General features: G+C 35.8%; 19 protein-coding genes. 16 read left to right on the forward strand and 3 right to left on the reverse strand.

What is annotated here, in order from left to right:
- Positions 1-17: 17 nt before the first annotated feature.
- The 13 genes from RZ44_RS02890 to RZ44_RS02945 all read left to right on the forward strand — a co-directional run bounded on the left by RZ44_RS02890 (position 18) and on the right by RZ44_RS02945 (position 10352).
- On the forward strand, positions 18-1166 hold the full coding sequence (locus tag RZ44_RS02890) for a hypothetical protein (protein ID WP_035808275.1): 1149 nt from the start codon (positions 18-20) through the stop codon (positions 1164-1166).
- 59 nt (positions 1167-1225) lie between these two features.
- Positions 1226-2872, forward strand: a complete 1647-nt coding sequence (locus RZ44_RS02895) for a heparinase II/III domain-containing protein (protein ID WP_035808277.1) — start codon at positions 1226-1228, stop codon at positions 2870-2872.
- Positions 2873-3118: 246 nt separating this feature from the next.
- Positions 3119-5341 carry an asparagine synthetase B family protein gene (locus tag RZ44_RS02900; RefSeq protein ID WP_035808279.1) on the forward strand — a complete coding sequence of 741 codons (2223 nt, stop codon included), beginning with the start codon at positions 3119-3121 and terminating at the stop codon, positions 5339-5341.
- 334 nt (positions 5342-5675) lie between these two features.
- Entirely contained in the window at positions 5676-6023 is a 348-nt protein-coding gene (locus RZ44_RS02905; RefSeq protein WP_141638973.1) for a hypothetical protein, read from the forward strand.
- A gap of 20 nt (positions 6024-6043) precedes the next feature.
- Entirely contained in the window at positions 6044-6613 is a 570-nt protein-coding gene (locus RZ44_RS02910) for a YdcF family protein (protein WP_035808285.1), read from the forward strand.
- 71 nt (positions 6614-6684) lie between these two features.
- Positions 6685-7056: a hypothetical protein gene (locus RZ44_RS02915; protein ID WP_035808287.1), complete on the forward strand. Its 372-nt coding sequence runs from the start codon at positions 6685-6687 to the stop codon at positions 7054-7056.
- A gap of 121 nt (positions 7057-7177) precedes the next feature.
- Positions 7178-7477 carry a YdcF family protein gene (locus RZ44_RS02920; protein ID WP_035808289.1) on the forward strand — a complete coding sequence of 100 codons (300 nt, stop codon included), beginning with the start codon at positions 7178-7180 and terminating at the stop codon, positions 7475-7477.
- Between the two features lie 57 nt (positions 7478-7534).
- Entirely contained in the window at positions 7535-7699 is a 165-nt protein-coding gene (locus RZ44_RS11285; protein ID WP_171816105.1) for a hypothetical protein, read from the forward strand.
- 83 nt (positions 7700-7782) lie between these two features.
- Positions 7783-8451 carry a hypothetical protein gene (locus tag RZ44_RS02930; protein ID WP_035808296.1) on the forward strand — a complete coding sequence of 223 codons (669 nt, stop codon included), beginning with the start codon at positions 7783-7785 and terminating at the stop codon, positions 8449-8451.
- Between the two features lie 128 nt (positions 8452-8579).
- Positions 8580-8843, forward strand: coding sequence for a zinc-ribbon domain-containing protein (locus tag RZ44_RS02935; RefSeq protein WP_035808298.1), 264 nt, complete (start codon positions 8580-8582; stop codon positions 8841-8843).
- Between the two features lie 114 nt (positions 8844-8957).
- Positions 8958-9224 carry a zinc ribbon domain-containing protein gene (locus RZ44_RS02940; RefSeq protein WP_035808301.1) on the forward strand — a complete coding sequence of 89 codons (267 nt, stop codon included), beginning with the start codon at positions 8958-8960 and terminating at the stop codon, positions 9222-9224.
- 130 nt (positions 9225-9354) lie between these two features.
- Positions 9355-9483, forward strand: a complete 129-nt coding sequence (locus RZ44_RS11455; RefSeq protein ID WP_269448265.1) for a hypothetical protein — start codon at positions 9355-9357, stop codon at positions 9481-9483.
- Positions 9484-9641: 158 nt separating this feature from the next.
- The gene (locus RZ44_RS02945) at positions 9642-10352 is read left to right on the forward strand and encodes a tyrosine-protein phosphatase (protein WP_035808304.1); all 711 of its coding nucleotides are present in this window, start codon (positions 9642-9644) and stop codon (positions 10350-10352) included.
- Here the strand turns inward: RZ44_RS02945 and RZ44_RS02950 are convergent, their stop codons facing one another.
- Positions 10353-10931, reverse strand: coding sequence for a pyridoxamine 5'-phosphate oxidase family protein (locus RZ44_RS02950; protein ID WP_035808307.1), 579 nt, complete (start codon positions 10929-10931; stop codon positions 10353-10355).
- 79 nt (positions 10932-11010) lie between these two features.
- On the opposite strand from RZ44_RS02950, the gene RZ44_RS02955 reads away from it, so the two are divergent.
- Positions 11011-11208, forward strand: a complete 198-nt coding sequence (locus RZ44_RS02955; RefSeq protein WP_035808309.1) for a hypothetical protein — start codon at positions 11011-11013, stop codon at positions 11206-11208.
- Between the two features lie 60 nt (positions 11209-11268).
- Here the strand turns inward: RZ44_RS02955 and RZ44_RS02960 are convergent, their stop codons facing one another.
- Positions 11269-12492 carry a pyridoxal-phosphate-dependent aminotransferase family protein gene (locus RZ44_RS02960; RefSeq protein WP_035808311.1) on the reverse strand — a complete coding sequence of 408 codons (1224 nt, stop codon included), beginning with the start codon at positions 12490-12492 and terminating at the stop codon, positions 11269-11271.
- A 225-nt stretch (positions 12493-12717) separates the two neighbouring features.
- On the opposite strand from RZ44_RS02960, the gene RZ44_RS02965 reads away from it, so the two are divergent.
- The gene (locus tag RZ44_RS02965; RefSeq protein WP_035808313.1) at positions 12718-13956 is read left to right on the forward strand and encodes an MFS transporter; all 1239 of its coding nucleotides are present in this window, start codon (positions 12718-12720) and stop codon (positions 13954-13956) included.
- A 331-nt stretch (positions 13957-14287) separates the two neighbouring features.
- A complete protein-coding gene (locus RZ44_RS02970) occupies positions 14288-15886 on the forward strand; it encodes an SLC13 family permease (RefSeq protein ID WP_407927287.1) in 1599 nt (532 codons plus the stop codon).
- A gap of 56 nt (positions 15887-15942) precedes the next feature.
- Here RZ44_RS02970 and RZ44_RS02975 read toward each other — a convergent pair whose 3' ends face one another.
- Positions 15943-17559, reverse strand: a complete 1617-nt coding sequence (locus RZ44_RS02975; protein WP_035808318.1) for a PucR family transcriptional regulator — start codon at positions 17557-17559, stop codon at positions 15943-15945.
- Positions 17560-17673 lie beyond the last annotated feature (114 nt).

The following is a 17673-nucleotide window of genomic DNA, read 5'->3' on the forward strand; positions in this document are numbered from 1 at the left end:
AAATTAAAGGGGATAATATGAACAAAGTTACGAAAGCAATATTATTGTTTAATCAACAAGATGTAAATATGCTAGACTCAAAGGTTAATTCACAATTACTTTTACAAGATGCTGCATCTAATAACAATATTGTATACAAAGTTTCAAAAATAAAGAATAGTAAAAGAAAGAGAATTGACTTATTCTACAAAAGAAAAAACATTGGTAATATACGGGGACTTAATATATCGACAACACACAAAAGCGCTTTAAAATTGTGCAGAAATAAATATAAGCTTGAAAATTATTTGAGTCAATTTGATATAAATGTTTTAAAATCTGAGTTGTTTAAGGAAGATGAAAAAGACAAAGCTTTTGATTATATAAGAACTCTCGATGGAGCTAATATTGTTATAAAACCAATATCATTATTTGGTGGAAAAGGTATTGAAACAAATGTATCAATTGAAAACTTCTCTAGTTCTTGGGATAGAAGTTTAGTCGCTCAACGAGATAATAATATAATAACCCCTGAATTTATTATACAAAAACATATAGATGGTTTTGATATTAGAGTAAGTGTTATTGAAGGTATATATTCTGCAGCCGAAATACGGTTACCTCCTCATGTAGTTGGAGATGGAGAAAGTTCAATAAGGCGTCTAATTGAAGAGAAAAATATAATCCGTAGTAAAATACATTACTTTAAATCAAAATTAATTCCTGTAAATAAAGTTGTTTTAGAAAAATTAGAAAAAAATAATAAGAGTCTAGATTATGTTCTTAAAAAAAATGAAGTTTATATTTTAAACGAGATGTCTAACATGGTGCTAGGTGCAGAAAGTATTGATATAACTGACGAATTGTCAGATGAAATAATCCAAGAATCTATTAAAGCAGTAGCAGCGATCCCGGGCTTACACTCAGCAAGTATCGATTTTATGTGTGAAGATTATAGCAAAGGGCCGGGTCATATAATAGAAGTTAATACAAATGGTAATCACACTCAACATCATGTTCCTTATAAAGGAACAGTACGACAACCTTTTGATATATTAATAAAAAGCTTAGTCATCAAGCATAAATTAAGAACTGGCTTAAGTTTAACTGTACAAGAGCGTGAACTTTCTAAACACATCTATACATTCTTGGAAATGAAAAGTTACTATTCATCTAGAACTATATAAACAATAGATTTAAATTAGGAAAAAAATTTAATCTAATTTTTTAAAAAAGGAAGAGTTTTATGTCAAACATAGCGCTACATGAACATATTAAATCATTACCCGAAGAACTAATAAGGAGTTTTGAAAATCATAATAAAGATAAAAAGGTAAAAGTAGATAACGTTTTAAATAATGTTATTCAAGTTTGGCCAAACCTACCTGATATAAAATTTTCAAGTACTTTCAATTGGGATGAACAGGATGATAAGAGTGGTAATACATTCCAATTATATTTACAATCATTGAGATTCTTAAACGATTTAATTGTTATTTATTATGAAGAAAACGATGATTTAGTACTGAATAAAATTTATGAAATATCATCTTCTTGGATAGAATATGCTAGATTAAAACCAAATAATGATATGATTTGGTATGATCATCCGACAGCAGTTAGAGCTCAAATTCTAATCCAGTTTATGTATATAGTCATTAAAAAGAACATAGATATTAACTTAGATAAATATTTTAATATATTAGAATCACATATAGATGTGTTAACAGACTCTAAAAATTATAACTTCAATAATCACGGTCTAATGATGGATAGAAGTTTATTATTAATAGGCAACTTCTTAAATAGAAAAGATTTGATGACTACAGGAATCTCGAGATCTACGGAAGCATTCTGGTATAACTATAGTTCAAAGGGTATTCATTTAGAAAACTCCCCTGAATATCATCTTTTAGTAACTAAACTATATAAAAAAATCCAAAAATACCTTGAGTTATCTAGTTTAAGTTATAGTGAACATATACTTAGTTATTTAGAAAAAGCAGATAATTACTTTAACGTTTTAGTAAGGCCAGATGGATACTTACCTCCTATTGGTGATTCGAGTGAAATTAAATATGATTTATCCAATAAACACTATGAACATCTAAATGATGGAGAGCTTGGTTTAAATATTTATCAAAGAAATAATGAAATCCCATTGTATCTTACCTTTATTAGCGGTTATTCATCAAGAGTACATAAACATCTAGATGATTTAAGTATCACACTAAATTATAATTTTAAAAATTATTTAGTTGACCCAGGTAAGTATAATTATAGTTCCTCTCCAATACGAAAATATATGATGAGAGAAACTTCTCATTCAACTTTATTTTTTAAGAAATATAAATATAAAAGAACGAATGAAAATAGATTTACAAGAAAAGTGCGTACAAATGGATATTATCACGGTGAAAATTTTTCGATTCTATCAGGAATAAATGAGAGTTTTAACAACGGTGTAAAGTTAGAAAGAAAGGTAATAGTATTTAAACACTATGATTTAATAGTTTTGATTGATAAAGGACACATAGAAAAACCCTCAACTCTTATACAAAACTTTAATTTACATCAAGATGTTTTAGTGAAAAAGGGGAGAAATGAAGCTCTTCTTAGAAATAAAGGTGATTCAGTTAAAATACAGCAATTTCTAAATACTAATCTTAAACTAATAAAAGGTGAAGACGAAAAGGTTATTGCTAAAAATACATTAAAAACCGGGAAAGAAATTAACACAAAACAGCTTCAATTTTCAAAGTTATCATCTAATGATGACTTTGATTTTATAACAGCTTTAAATTTGAAAAATTATAGTATAGATATTAAAGTTGTTAAAAATAAAATGTTGAAAATATTAATAGATAATGAAGAGTTTAATATTAGCGTTTAATAAATTTTAAGCACACATCCTGATAATTTTTCAGTATGTGTGCTTATTTTGTAATCAGTAAGATAGCTAAAAAACTAAATTGATAAAGGAATAATTTAGTTTATATATTGAGGTTTTTTTCTTTAAGATGTAAAGCTATTCTATAATTCACAACATGTTTAGGAAATTCAAGTTTTTCTTAATTATGTTCGATCTAATAATGATATAATTTATTTAATAATTAATAAAGTTAGGATGGATGATTTAATGGAAGGTTTTTTGCATATCTATAATAAAAAGAAAAATAATTATATAACTGAGGATAAAGTTTCTGAAACTATCAACTTTTATAAAGAAACTTCGCATATCTTCGAATCCGTAAGTAATGAACAATTAATATCAGTATATTATACAAATGAATATAGAGAATATCCTTACAATAAATATGAGAACCACTTATTTTGTCCCGTTGGCCAATTTGTAGAAGGAAAATTAGATATACAAAAAATATTGATGACTTCAAATGCTGATGAAAAACATTCCATTATAAGGGAACTAAGAGGTGCATTTGCATTATCAACAGCTAATCTTATAGATAATAGTATCGATATTTTCACCCATGTTGTACGTGCTGAAAGTGTCTATTACTATGAAGATGAAAATCATATAATTGTTGGAACTGATCCATTGGTAATCAGTGTTTTGGGTAATGAAAAAATACAACCAATTTTTGATCCGGCCAATTTCATTTCATTCTTAGAACAAGGATATTTTTCAGATGAACTTACTCCATTTAAAGATGTCTTATGTTTACCCGAAAACTCTCACATTAGAATTGCAGATGGTAATATCACATCTAAAGAAATAGATGATACATATCATTCCGCATTTAATGTAAAATCTACGGAAGACTTTTATGATAAAGTCACGGAAGATTTATTATCAAGTTTTGATATTGTTAAAGATAAAGAAAAATCGATTAGATTAGGTCTTACTGGTGGGAAAGACAGTCGTATTGTCTTACTTGCTTTGTTGAATAAAGGCTATAACATTAAAGCACATACTACAGGTTTTCCTGACCATCCCGATGTAATAATTGCTCAACAATTAGCTGGATTATCAGAAATTCCACACGAAGTAAATGAAAGGAAGTTATCAAAAAAAAATCAATTAAGTGTCTCTTTAGATAATAGAATAAAATCAATAATGACAGCTTCTTCAGGATTGATAAGTGCATACGATACAGTAAACACTAAAACTGAATTCGTAGATAATAAAAATTTTAATGGAATTGCTGCAGCTGTTTTAAAGGGCGGATATAGTACCCATATACCTAAGAATAAAGATGTTCTTAAAAATCCATTAAAAAAACCATTTTATAAATTTGAAGATTTTTACTTAGATGACCAGAATAAATTTAGCACGTTTCTCGATGATTTTTCTATTAAATATGATAACATTAACGAATTATTTCACATATTCTTTTTGAAATATCGAACTGGACGATGGACAAGTGATTCAAGAAAGCCAAAAAGTTATTCAAGTAACTCATATTCAGTTTTTATGGATAATCAATTCACAAAATCTGTTATGAAGTTGAATATAGAAGATTTAGATAAAGAAAGAATACATTACGAAATTATTGAAAGATTAAATAGTGACTTTAATAAATTGCCTTTTTTTAATACAAGATATACATTTGAAAAAAATGGACCACAATCACCAGAAGACTATGTTAATTGGTTAAAACGGGAACCAATACAGGCGACTAGTCAAGTCGCTAAATACAATTGGAAATCACTTGGTAATAATGATCAAGCTCTTGTTAATGCTTTTAAAGATTTAATATTAGAATTTAGAAACAATCCTATGTTTGATATTATTGAGTACAGTAAAATTGAAGAGTTGATGAATTCGAAATTGAACAATCGTACTAATAAATTTATATGGTCGCTTGCCTCCATGATTCAGTATATAAATATTATGACTAAAAAAGGCTACCAAATACCGAAATCCCATCTAACATTGACTGTAGCAAGTGATAATTTAAAATCAATGCAAAAATCTACAGAATTAATTGATTATACATTAGATTATATCTCTTTAAATGAAGCAGTGACTGTTAAAGGTGAAGATATTACTCTACATGAGTCCGATAAAAATGCATATATTAAAACATATGAAGGTTCTTTTAAGAACATACCTAATTCTAAGATTATCGAAAAAGCAAAAAGTCTAAAACTTAATACGTCCATCAATCTTTTAAATTATGAAGGTGAGATTAGAAAAAGTGTCATTTTTTATACAGATGAAAAACGATTTAAAACTGTTGTTTTGGAAAATGAGAAAACTAACGAAAGCACCTTATCAATTTTCGATGAAGTTCCAGTTCCAAAGGGTGCAAAATATTATAGAGTTATTTTACTGTTTAAAACTAATAAAGAGGCTCACTGTAAGTTAAATTATTCATATGCTCGTATAAATTATTAATAGTATGTTAAGTTTATAAAAGTTGGTTGAATAAGTAGAGTCTTTATTTAAAGTTAATAAAAAAGATAGTTGAGAGAAATTAATATGTTATAAATTTTAAAATAGGCTGGGCATGAATTTCTTTTGAAAAATAATCAGTATGTTAGCTTTCTTGGGACGCTGTACAAGTATGTTGTATTACGTTGATGCTATTATCCAAGTACTCTGATGTACGGATTTTATATGTATTAAATAAAGTATGTTATCATCTCTGGAATTTTTAACTAGTCTCTTTAATTAAAACATTATAAGGAGAACAGCAATGTACCGCAAGCTATTTATAATAGGGTTATCTTTGATACTTATAATAATATTAAGTGTTCTTATTATATTCGATGAGAGTACGTCTAATAATTTAGTTAACAAAATAAATACTGTAGAAGACCGCTGGGTTAATTATAAAGGTACTTCAGAAAATAATAAGGCAATGATGCAGTCGCAGTTCATTCTGTATAATCCAGAAAAAGATTATGAAATCAGCCGTGACACTTATGTATCTTATTTCAATGGTGAAGACTTTATCAAAACAGAGCTCTATGAAGATACACCTGAGATGCTTAATACAGTTGAAGAGGCTGATGGTATAATACTCAGCTTTAATAAAAATAATAAAAACGGCATGCAGCTCGTTGAAATTGATTAATATTAAATGCGGAGGCACTCATGAATATTAAAATTGCAATTCCTTTACTTGTTATTCTTGCTCTTACATTTATAGCAATTTTAATAGAAAGTTTTATACCCGGAGAGTCTGACACGCCTGAAGACAGCGATGTGATTGTGACTCTCGGCGGCGGTGACCAAGGCAGAGTGAAGGAGGCTGCTGATTTATATCAGTCAGGCTATGCCGATAAGGTGTTGATTACCCCAGCAGGTGACAGATACAATGCTGAAGAACTTACATCTATCGTTCGCCATTACGGTGTCGAAGAGGAAGATGTAATCGTTGATACTGAATCTACAAGCACATATTCAAACGCAGAAAGAACTCTAGAAATTATGGACGATAATAATTTTGAGTCCGCAATGATTGTTACTAGTGATTACCATCTTAAAAGAGCCAAACTAGCCTTTGAACGGCTCAATGATAATGACAAGACCTTTAACTATATCTCCGCTTCAAATTTAGAAGGTAAAAAAGGACTCGATAGAGAAGACGCTTTTTCCCATTGGATTAGAGAGTTTATAAAAATATGGGGCTACCGCTTCGGCTTATATAATCTCTTTGGTTAACAGTTAGACAGGCAGCAGTATTATGCTATTATTTAACTGTTACTTACTTTAAACAGAAAAGGGGAACATCAATGAAAACCAAATTGTCTTTTATGAGTTTACTAGTGGGAATTATGCTTTTATCAGCGTGCAGCGGCGGTTCAGATGATAATCTGATGGATATGGGCTCGCTCACTGAAGGCAGCTGGATGGGCTACAATGGTGAAGCTGTTGAAAATGAAGAAATGATGACTACTGATTATATTGACTACGATCCATCTAATACTTATGAGATTAACCGTTCAAGCTACGTATCTTATTTTAACGGGGAAGATTTTATTGAAACGATTCAATACAGCGGAGAGCCGCCGATGACACTGAATACTGTAGAAGAAGCGGACCGCATTATGGTGAGTTTCAATCAGTACAATGAAGATTCTATTAATTTAACAACCGCAGAATAACAGAAAACCGTGAGAGGATATCTCACGGTTTTTATTTACACTAATTTTACTTCTGTAAAACTGTATCTAAATACTGGCTTGTTATACTGCAGGTAACAATACAGATGAGGTGAGTACTGTTATGTCTTATGAAAATAAAACACTAATTGTCTACCTTGACGGCGATTATCGCCGCTTTAAAGCAGTCGCAGATCTTTATCAGAAATTTGATTACGGCAAGGCGCATATCCTAATTACATCATTTAATGATGACAACGAACTCCGCGGTACGAAAGATCTTTTAAACCCCAGCTACGACTATATAGACGAATGTCATATCCTCACAGAATACTTCTCAACGACCACCTACAACAACGCAGTGGAAATTCAGCAGATCCTCAAAAGGCTTAATTACGGTCAAGTTATCGGAGTTACGAGCTAATACCATAAATTTCGCACCGAATTGATTTTTAATAATGTATTTGAACAGAATAATAAATTGAAATTCTTAGGTGTTAATCCTCAGACAACGATAGTGGAATATTTGTCAGAAGCGGCGAAGCTCATACTTTATCTGATGAAAAATTATAAGTTCTATACGAAAGATAAGCTGTTGTACAGCAAGAGCAGATACCGCAGAGTATCGCGCTTGAGATATCAGTAACAAAATCTCTCTGAATAGGCTAAAAATATAGTCCCATATGTTAAACTATTACTAATAACATAAAGAAAAGAATAGGGGATTACATGAAGAGCTATAAAGAAACTAAAGAAGAATTATTAAAAGCAACAGACTATAAAAGCTTCACATACCGAATGACACGCATTCCGGAAATGATTGAAGATCAGTCTAAAAAACTGGACGATATTCTTGCTCAATTTAAAGAAGAAGGTTTTAACCACTTATCAGTCGTTGAACTGTGCCGTGCTTTTATCAGAATAGATTTAATCAGGCTGTCACTGATGCAGTGTACACACGGTGTAATGACTGCAGATAAAAAAGTCCAGTATCCTACTGAGCTGGAAGTACTTGAAAGATTCACTCTTGAAAAAATCACACAGGATTTCTATCCTTTAGATCTTCCTAAAGAGCTTGAAGAGAAGAACCAGGAAATGCGCGAACAGTTAATTAAGTTAACTAAAGAACTTGAACCGCTGTTAAGACTCGTAGAGCAGAATACAGGCGATATGAACGAGACGCTTCAAGTTGTTGCTACTCAGGTTCAAAAGAGCAACAACCATGTCTTAAGTAAGATTTACGACGATGTTTTCTATACAACAGTACTTGACTACAACATCGACAATGCATTTGAAAATGCATGGAAGAACAATTTAATCCAGTCACCGCTGGTATCATTCTATTCAATGTTTACATTGTCGTTCTACGACGATATGTTTAAAGATCAGCTGGTTTAATATTAATCAGGGCGTACTTATTAATTTAAAGTACGCTTTTTTTATTCTATAAAACTAAAATGACTAATTTCTATGAAACATGGGTATTTACCTATTAATAAATACTTTACTGAAAGTGAGTGATAGTAATGGTTGTATGTCAAAACTGCGGTGAATCAGTACTGGAAGATACAAGAGTATGTCCGGCGTGCGGGGAGTTTATCCGAGAAGATGAAAATTATACTGATACTAACGGACTGATTCAGGAACGAGCACCGGAAGAGGAGTTCTTAAATGGGCCTGGTAAGGATAATAAGATAGAAGATATGCCGGAAGAGAATTATCCGGAAGATGAGCTGAATAAACAGCAGAAAAAAGAGCGCAGTGATTTTGGGCGTAGTGACGATAAATAGTGATTATACTTCACGTTAATACCGGGAAGTTTTTTTCTCATTCTGAAATGACTAGATATCTCACAAAGGGGTATTTGTAGTAAGAGAATATTAACAGAAAAGAGGGTTTACTATATGGATGCGTGTCAAAATTGCGGTGTGAAAATCGCCGAAGAAACCGATATCTGCCCCAACTGCGGAGCATATACTTATGGCGGAGAACAAGCCGAAGATGTCGAAGACAGAATAGAGAACGTGGCAGTGGAAGAAGAAATTCTGGACGGTCCTGTGTCGTTCAATGAACCGATAGAAAATCTTCCCGACGAAACATATCTGGATGACGAGGTGGATGATTTGGAACTTGAAGCGGAACGCAGAAAGTTCGGTAAATCAACTGAATAACAATTGAATTGATATCCTCTCCGGCACAGCAGGAGAGGATTCTTTTTTTTACAGTGCATCTATTTGAATTCATACCTCAGTTATATATAATGAATAACATCATACAAGGTTTATGAAAGGTGGGACAGGAATGAATGAAAGTTTAAACATGCTTGTACTGAACAGTACAGAGGCTCCGGGAATCAACTGGGTAATGGTTATTGCAGGTGTTCTGCTGCTTGGTTTAAGTCTGCTTATGTTTTTTAAGCTGAGGAAATAATATATTTAATCAGTTTTACATAGAGTTCTCACCTGGACTCATTCATGGTTCCGGGGTTTTATCATTTGTAATGTTACTGTTAAGGTCAGACGGATGTTTTTAACTAATGTATTATCCGCGTTATAATGAAGGTAACTACAGTGAATGGAGAGAGTTTAATGATAGATATTCATAATCACTTATTAATAAATGTGGACGATGGTCCTAAGTCATCTGAAGAAACATTGAATTTACTCAACCAGGCAGTTGAACAGGGGATTACTGATATTATTGTGACACCGCACCATCACAGCGGATCGTACCTCACACCGGCTGATGTTGTAAAACAGAAGCTTCATGAAGTTGAAAGTATTATTAAAGATAACAATATACCGGTTAATGTGCATCCCGGACAGGAGATTCGAATTAACGATGTGTTAATTGACGAACTCCGAAGCGGGGAGTCACTGACGCTTGCGGGCAGTAATTACATTCTTGTAGAGTTTTCATTTACCGAGTTGCATGAAGATGTCGATGAAGTGTTTACGGCACTGCGTGAACTTGGTCTGACACCGATTATTGCGCACCCGGAACGTTGCCGCCCGCTCGTCCAGAATGAGCAGATCCTTGCGCGTTTAATTAAAGACGGTGCGCTGGCACAGGTGACCGCTGCGTCTGTATGCGGGGAGTTCGGCAGTGATCTGCAGGCGAATTCACTTGATTTAATAGAAAAAGGGCTGATTCACATAGTGGCAAGTGATGCCCATCATGCAGAATACCGCCCGTTTATGTCTAAAGAAGCTTTTGAAATTATTGAGAACGAACTGGGAGGCTCTTATGTTGAAAAAATGAAACAGACTGCCAAAAACGTACTGGATAATAAACAGTAATTATTTTTGTTCTTTATTGCTCTGTTTGACTTTGAAATAGTCTCCACCTTTTTTAGCTGTATCATCGGTACCCCAATCTCTCAGGTTTTTAGTATCGACGAGGTGGGGGATATGTTTGGAACAGTGAATATACGCTTCATGTACTGTGACGACCACCCAGCGTTCCGCACGCTCATCAGTTACACCCGGTGCAATCTCATGAATGTGTTCATTTTCTATAATTTCAGCAGCACCGTTTATATGAAGACCGATCTGCTCATTAAAGAAATCAATCATTAAGAGACCGATATGCGGGTTTTCGATTATGTTACCAAGAGATGCCATCACGCCGTTGCCGCGGTATTCCGGATACATTACACGGGTTTCATCAATCACGTGTATAAAACTCTGTTCTCCGGCCTTAAATGATGAATCACAATTGCCGTTTTTATCACTTGTTGCGATAAATAACATTGTCTGTTCTTTAATAAACTGCTGCATTTCACCGTTTAAATAATCAATCATCTGATTATTGTAAAAAGCATCTGCACGGCGTTCTGTATTATGCTTTTTTTGTAAATCACGTTCACCCTGTGACATATTATCACTCCTTAACAGTTTTATTTTACCATTATTAAGATTTAAAAAATGGGGTATAGTTTACAAAGAGGTGAAGGAAATGAAACAAATTATTACAGTGCATTTTATCGGCGGATCCACGATGGAAGTCAACAAGACAGAAGCAGTAGATGAACTGATCCGGCTGATTAACGGCAAGTTTGAAGCCAACCATTTTGTGAAACTTCCGAATCGAAGCGGCGGCGAGGCCTATATTAATTTAAGTCTGATAACATCAATCGAAGTGCGTTCCATATAAAAAATACCAGCCGCGTTAATGCGGCTGGTATTTTTGTTCTTCAATTATATAGATTACATATTAAAGTTCGTGTTCATCATAATAGTTTGTCATTGCTTCAAGTCCAGCAGCAGGATCGATATTTTCTGTACCCTTCGACTGGAGGAATACTCCAAACGCTGTAATGAAGTTTAAGAGATTCTGTTTTTCTGCAACGTAGCCCATCGTACCGATACGCCAGATTTGTCCGGCGACTGATCCGAATGTGCCTGCAATTTCAATTCCAAAGCGTGACAGAAGTTCTGTACGGAATTCTGCATCGTTAATACCTTCAGGTATTTTAACGCATACTACCATCTGCATTTCGTGATTTTCGTCTCCAAAAATCTCAAGTCCTAATGCTGTAACTGCTTTTTTCATCGCCTCATGGTGATAGCTGTGACGGCGTGCACGTGCTTCGACGCCTTCATCGATTGCAAGTTTCAGTCCTTCATACAGACCATAAATATTCACCGTTGCCTCAGTGTGGTGATTCAGACGGCGTTCACCCCAGTAATCCTGAAGCTGTGTCAGGTCGAGATAGTTGCTCGTAATGAAATGAGATGTCGCTTTGTCATCTGATGTACGTATTCCTTTTTCAACGCGTTTACGTTTATTGATTGCTTCACTGAAACGTTCGTTAAATGTAATGGGGGTAATACCTGAAGGTACCGACAGACATTTTTGAGCACCGCCGATAACAGCATCCAGTGCCCACTCATCAACAGGGATGTCCTGTCCCAAATATGTAGCGACTGCATCGACTACTGTATATATACCTCGCTCTTTCGCTGCATGGCCGATTTTATCAATTGGCTGCAGACGTCCTGAAGACGTTTCCCCGTGAATAATTGCGAGTACTTTAGGTTCGATTTCGTCCAGTTTTTGTATAATGTCTTCCTGCGGAATTACTTCACCCATCGGTGCTTCAATTGTATGCACGATACCGCCGGCACGTTCAGCGAGTTCAGTAACGAGATAGCCGAATCGTCCGATAATCGGTACCAGTACTTTATCTCCCGGTTCAACGATACTGGCAATAACAGCTTCAATTCCTGCACGGCTCGTTCCATCGACAGGGAATGACCATTTATTTATGGTTTTAAATGATGCACGGATTAACTCCATCGTTTCATTCATTATATCCGTGAAATCCGGATCAAACTGTCCAAGAATTGAATTGCTCATCGCCTGTGAAACTCTGGGGTCAACTGCGACTGGACCCGGTGTCATTATAAGTCTTCTATTTATTTTTAAACTTGCCATTATGCGCATCATCCTTCTCTTTTATTTTTTTGTACTATTAATAATATAATTATTCGGACAATTATACAAACATTTTATATATACCAATATTTGCGCCTATATTTTGTGATATTATGCACAAAGTATAGAAAAATTTTATCTACTATAGATAAAGAATTTAGCATGGTGATGCTGTAAAATAATAAGTGAAAATAATACAAAATTAAATTTAAAGGAGACAGAACGATGGACAACAAAAACATTTCCAACAATTACTGGATAAAAATTGTCATTGTCTTTACGCTCGGTTGGGTTGCAATTTATGCAACGCGTACAATTTTAAACCCGATTATGACAAATATTCAGTCGGAATTCGCCATTAACGCAGCTCAATTAGGTCTGATCAGCAGTCTATTCTTCCTCGGTTATACTGCGACTCAAATACCTTCAGGATTTTTAGGAGATAAATTCGGCCGTAAGAAAATGATTATTCCGGCATTTATCGGATTTGGTATACTGGCAATTATTTCAGGACAGATGGTTACATTCTATATGTTCCTGATGATGTGGTTCCTGACTGGTATGTTCCAGGGGGTATTCTACGGACCGCAGTATGGTTTATCATCTGAAGCAATTCCTCAGAAACGCTTAACACTCGGCAGTGCGATTATTAACAGCGGTATGGCAATCGGTATGTCAGCAGGTTACTGGATTTCAAGTATTACAGTACAGGAAATGGACATGTCATGGAGAACACCATTCTGGATTATGGGTGTTATCGTAATCGTAATCGGTATTGTGATGTGGATTATGGTTAAAGAACACCCGCCGGGCTATAAAGCGCCGGACAGTGCAAACGGTGTTCCGGAGAAACTTAAAATGTCAGAACTGTTTAAAAACAGAAACCTTATTTTAGCTTTTATTACTATATTCTGTTCGATTTACGGATTCTTCGTAATTCTTACATGGCTTCCGTACTACCTTGAAACAGCTCGCGGCATCAGCGGATCAAGCGTTGCATTCGTGTCATCATTAGTACCGTGGGCATCAATTCCGGGAATGCTGTTCTTCGGATGGCTGTCTGATAAACTGGGGAAACAGCGTCCGGTCCTTTTGGTTATGGTGCCGCTGGCATTTATCTCGACAGTATCAATTGTCCTTTTTGAGCAGATGTGGGTACTGTACGTATCACTGATTGTTTACGGTATCGTCGGTAAGCTGAGTACGAACCCTGTACTGATCGCAGTAGTTGCGAACAACGCACCGCGCGTCGGACTCGCAACATCATTCGGTATTTATAACTTCATCGGAATGTCGGCATCGATACTGGCGCCGTACATTACAGGATTCATTACGGATGTTACAGGAAACCTGGATATGGGCTTCTACCTGGCAGGCGGACTGCTGGTTGTAGGTATTATTGCGGTATTCATGCTTGATGAATCAGGTTATAAGAAAGTCGGACACGTGGAAAAAGTTAAATAAATATATTGATGGAATACTCCGAAACTGCAGTGCAGCTTCGGAGTTTTTTAATTTGTAAAAAGGGACAGCAGCAGAGTGACTGATGTTTATCCGGCGCTGAAGATGAACTGCATGTATTGTCATTCACCCTCGGCAAAGCATTGAAAAACTTAAAAACAGACCGAAATGACTAGAAAATTCTTACTATAAGCGCTTACATCCCAAAAGTTATAAGATAAACTTATTACAGGTAATTAAATTTATATAGATTTATCTGAATATTTATGATAAATTCAAAACATGTTTATTTAAAAAGGGGGATATTTTTGTGAGTGAGCTTAAGAAAAGAGGCATTGTCCAGAGAAGTTACGACAACTTATGGAGTGAATCAAAAAGGACAAAGTCGTTATTAAAATTTTTCAGTTCTGAAGAATTAAGAAATGCGGCATCTGGTGCACCGTCACCTGGTGAGCATAGAATAGCCTATAAACCGGCTCAGTTAATCGGTTTAATTTTAGGGCCGCTGCTTTTTGTACTGGCTTTAATGTTTATAGACTCAGTCTCTCTTGACAGTTCCGGAGTTTTCGTAGTCGCTGCAGCACTGTGGATTGCTACGTGGTGGGTTACTGAAGCAATTCCGATACCGGCAACGTCACTGCTGCCTTTAGTGTTGTTCCCGATGGGCGGGGTTATGACCAATCAGGATGCCGCGAGTTTCTACGGAAATGATATTATTTTCTTATTCCTTGGTGGTTTCCTGTTAGCAGTAGCGATGGAAAAGTGGAACTTACATACGCGTATCGCATTGTCGATTATTAAAGCAATCGGTACGACGACTGCGACAATTCTTTTAGGGTTCATGATTTCAACTGCATTACTGTCTATGTTCGTTTCGAACACAGCAGCGGTTATGATCATGATTCCGATTGGTCTGGCAATTATTAAAGAGGCGCATTCACTGTCTACACCGGAATTGCAAAGAGATGTAAAGTTATTTGAAAAGGCTTTAGTACTTGGTATCGGTTATGCGGGTACTATCGGTGGTCTCGGTACACTGATTGGTACACCGCCGCTAATTATTCTGGCAGGTCAGATGAAAGAAATCTTTGATTACGAGATGAACTTCGCAACATGGATGCTTGTTGGTATACCGGTTGTTATTGTACTGCTTGCTATTGCATGGGCATACATGAACTTCTTCAGTTTTAAACACGGTATGAGAGAATTGCCGGGTGGACGTAAAATTATTACGGATGAACTGGATAAACTTGGGAAAACGACAAGAGAAGAAAAATGGGTACTGGCTGTATTTATCCTGGCAGCACTGCTATGGATTATGCGCGGGTTCTTCTTCGACCAGTTTGCATTTACAGAAATGCTTGGTGACGGTTCAATCGCGATGTTTGCAGCAGTTCTTCTGTTCATTATTCCATCTAAAAAACAAAACGGCCGTGTCCTGGACTGGTCTGTTTCAAGAGATCTGCCGTGGGGCGTACTGCTGCTATTCGGCGGAGGACTTGCGTTAGCCGGAGCAATCGTTGCAACGGGTGTTGATAAATGGATTGGGGAAATGCTGTCGGGTGTAAGCGGTATGCCAATCGTTTTAATGATTGCAATTGTTGCGATCTTAATTTTATTCCTGACAGAGTTTACGTCAAATACAGCGACAGCAACGATGATTTTACCGGTACTTGCCGGTCTCGCAATGGCACTTGACGTTCATCCTCTGGCATTAATGGCGCCTGCTGCGATGGCTGCCAACTGTGCGTTCATGCTTCCTGTAGGGACGCCGCCAAATGCGATTGTCTTTGGTACAAATAAAGTTTCTATCACAGAAATGGTAAAAACAGGGTTCGGACTGAATGTAATAGCGACAGTTATTATTATAGTAGTCGTCTATTTCTGGGTACCGGTTGTATTCGGTGTCGATCTTCATACATTCCCGTTCTAAATTAAAGTTTAAAAATAGCCGTCGGAAATTTTCCGACGGCTATTTTTAAACTTTAATTACTGATTTAAATCCTGTATGTGCTGTGAAATAAAGAGGGCGAGACGTATATTTAATGAATGAACAGAATCCATCACATTAACGTTCAGAAGCTCTTCGCATTTGTTAATACGGTATTTTACCGTATTTCTGTGGACGAAAATCTCATTGGATGTTTTCGTAATATCACACTGGTTATCCATGTAAATCTGCAGCGTTTTTTTGAGTTCTTTGTCTTTAGTATTTTGCGGAAATGCAAGTTCACCGAGCGTGCTGAGTACGAACGGACGGACTTTGTCCGGCGGCAGCAGCTGCAGTAACTCCTCGAAATTCCTTGGACGGTATACTTCCAGAAATTCCCGTTGCCCTTCGGACTGGCACAGTTCAAATGTTTCCAGTGCTTCGACGAATGAAGAATGAATCTGTGTAAAGTCGGATACTTCATTCCCGATCCCGAATGACAGAGATTCTTTAAAGAACTTTTTGTACTCCTGCTGCAGGTGTCGGCAGTATGCCTGATAATATTCGTGTTTTTCCTGCAGGAGAATAGCGAATTTATTTGAATCGCCAAAGCCGAAAATACTGATGTTCGGATCGAGTGTGACCAGTACGCTTTTCAGCCATTCAAATGTCAGCTGGTACCGTTCGTTGACGTACTCTGAGTTTTCTATATCACTGCCGGCATCAATGCCGCAAATAATCACTTTATAATAACTGGAGTCTTTCAGCTGATAGCGTTCGAAAAACTCAGGGTTACTTTCAAAGCTGATTGGAGATCCTTCATTTGTATTAATCAGTGCGCTGAACAGCAGATTGACGTCTTCCTGTTCTGTTGCACGGATTCTTGAATCTTTATAAATAGCGAAGGACAGTGAGTTAATCGCCTGCTCAATTGCCAGATGACTGAACGGATAACTGATTGTTTCAAGGTTCGAAACGATTAAATAGTAGGGGAAGTAGCTGAATGCAGGTACTTCAAACACAGCAATCTTACTGTTGAAATCAACGTTAACACTGTCTTTATCCGGGAGATATACATCGTTGAAATATCTCAGGTTTTCTTTCAGCAGTTTTTGATTATTGTTAAAATCATTGCTTGTAACTTCCACTTTATAAAACGGGTTAATCAGTACGAGCGGCAGGCGTAAAAACTGGCTCAGCTGATTCAGCATACGTTCGACACTGAATTCTTTTATAAGCATTGAATTCATGCGCTGCTGGACTTCCAGTGCGTAGTAAAGCTTTTCAGTTTCATCCTGGGAAATGTAGGTTGAGATGCTGTGGGTCGCCTGTCCCAGTTTCCAGTTTTCCGGTATTTCTATGAGCGGGAATCCTAGTTTGTCAGCGTGGTCAATCACGTCCTGATCGATCTTATGGATGAAGCGTGACAGCTTTATGCCGAGGGCGGCAACCGGTACGCTGTCGAGTTCGCTGATAAAATTAATCAGCGACTGCTGATCACCCTTAAAATTCATCGCAGTAGTCAGAAGCAGCGTATGCTGTGATGTATAATCCTTAACATCGGGTGTTTCTGTAATATCGACGCTTGTCACTTCGCGTGACAAATCGGCATTTTTATTAATCAGTTTGAAGTTGCTGAAGCGTTCCAATGATAAAATTTCTCTAATAGATACCAATTATTCATCACCTAAAATCGTATTGATAAAATTTTGTACACATTGCACAAAATAAAAAATCAGACATAATATATTAACTATATTTATTTCTTCATATAATAGTACACTAATAAT

Origin of the sequence: Jeotgalicoccus saudimassiliensis (assembly GCF_000756715.1) — a bacterium.
GTDB lineage: Bacteria > Bacillota > Bacilli > Staphylococcales > Salinicoccaceae > Jeotgalicoccus > Jeotgalicoccus saudimassiliensis.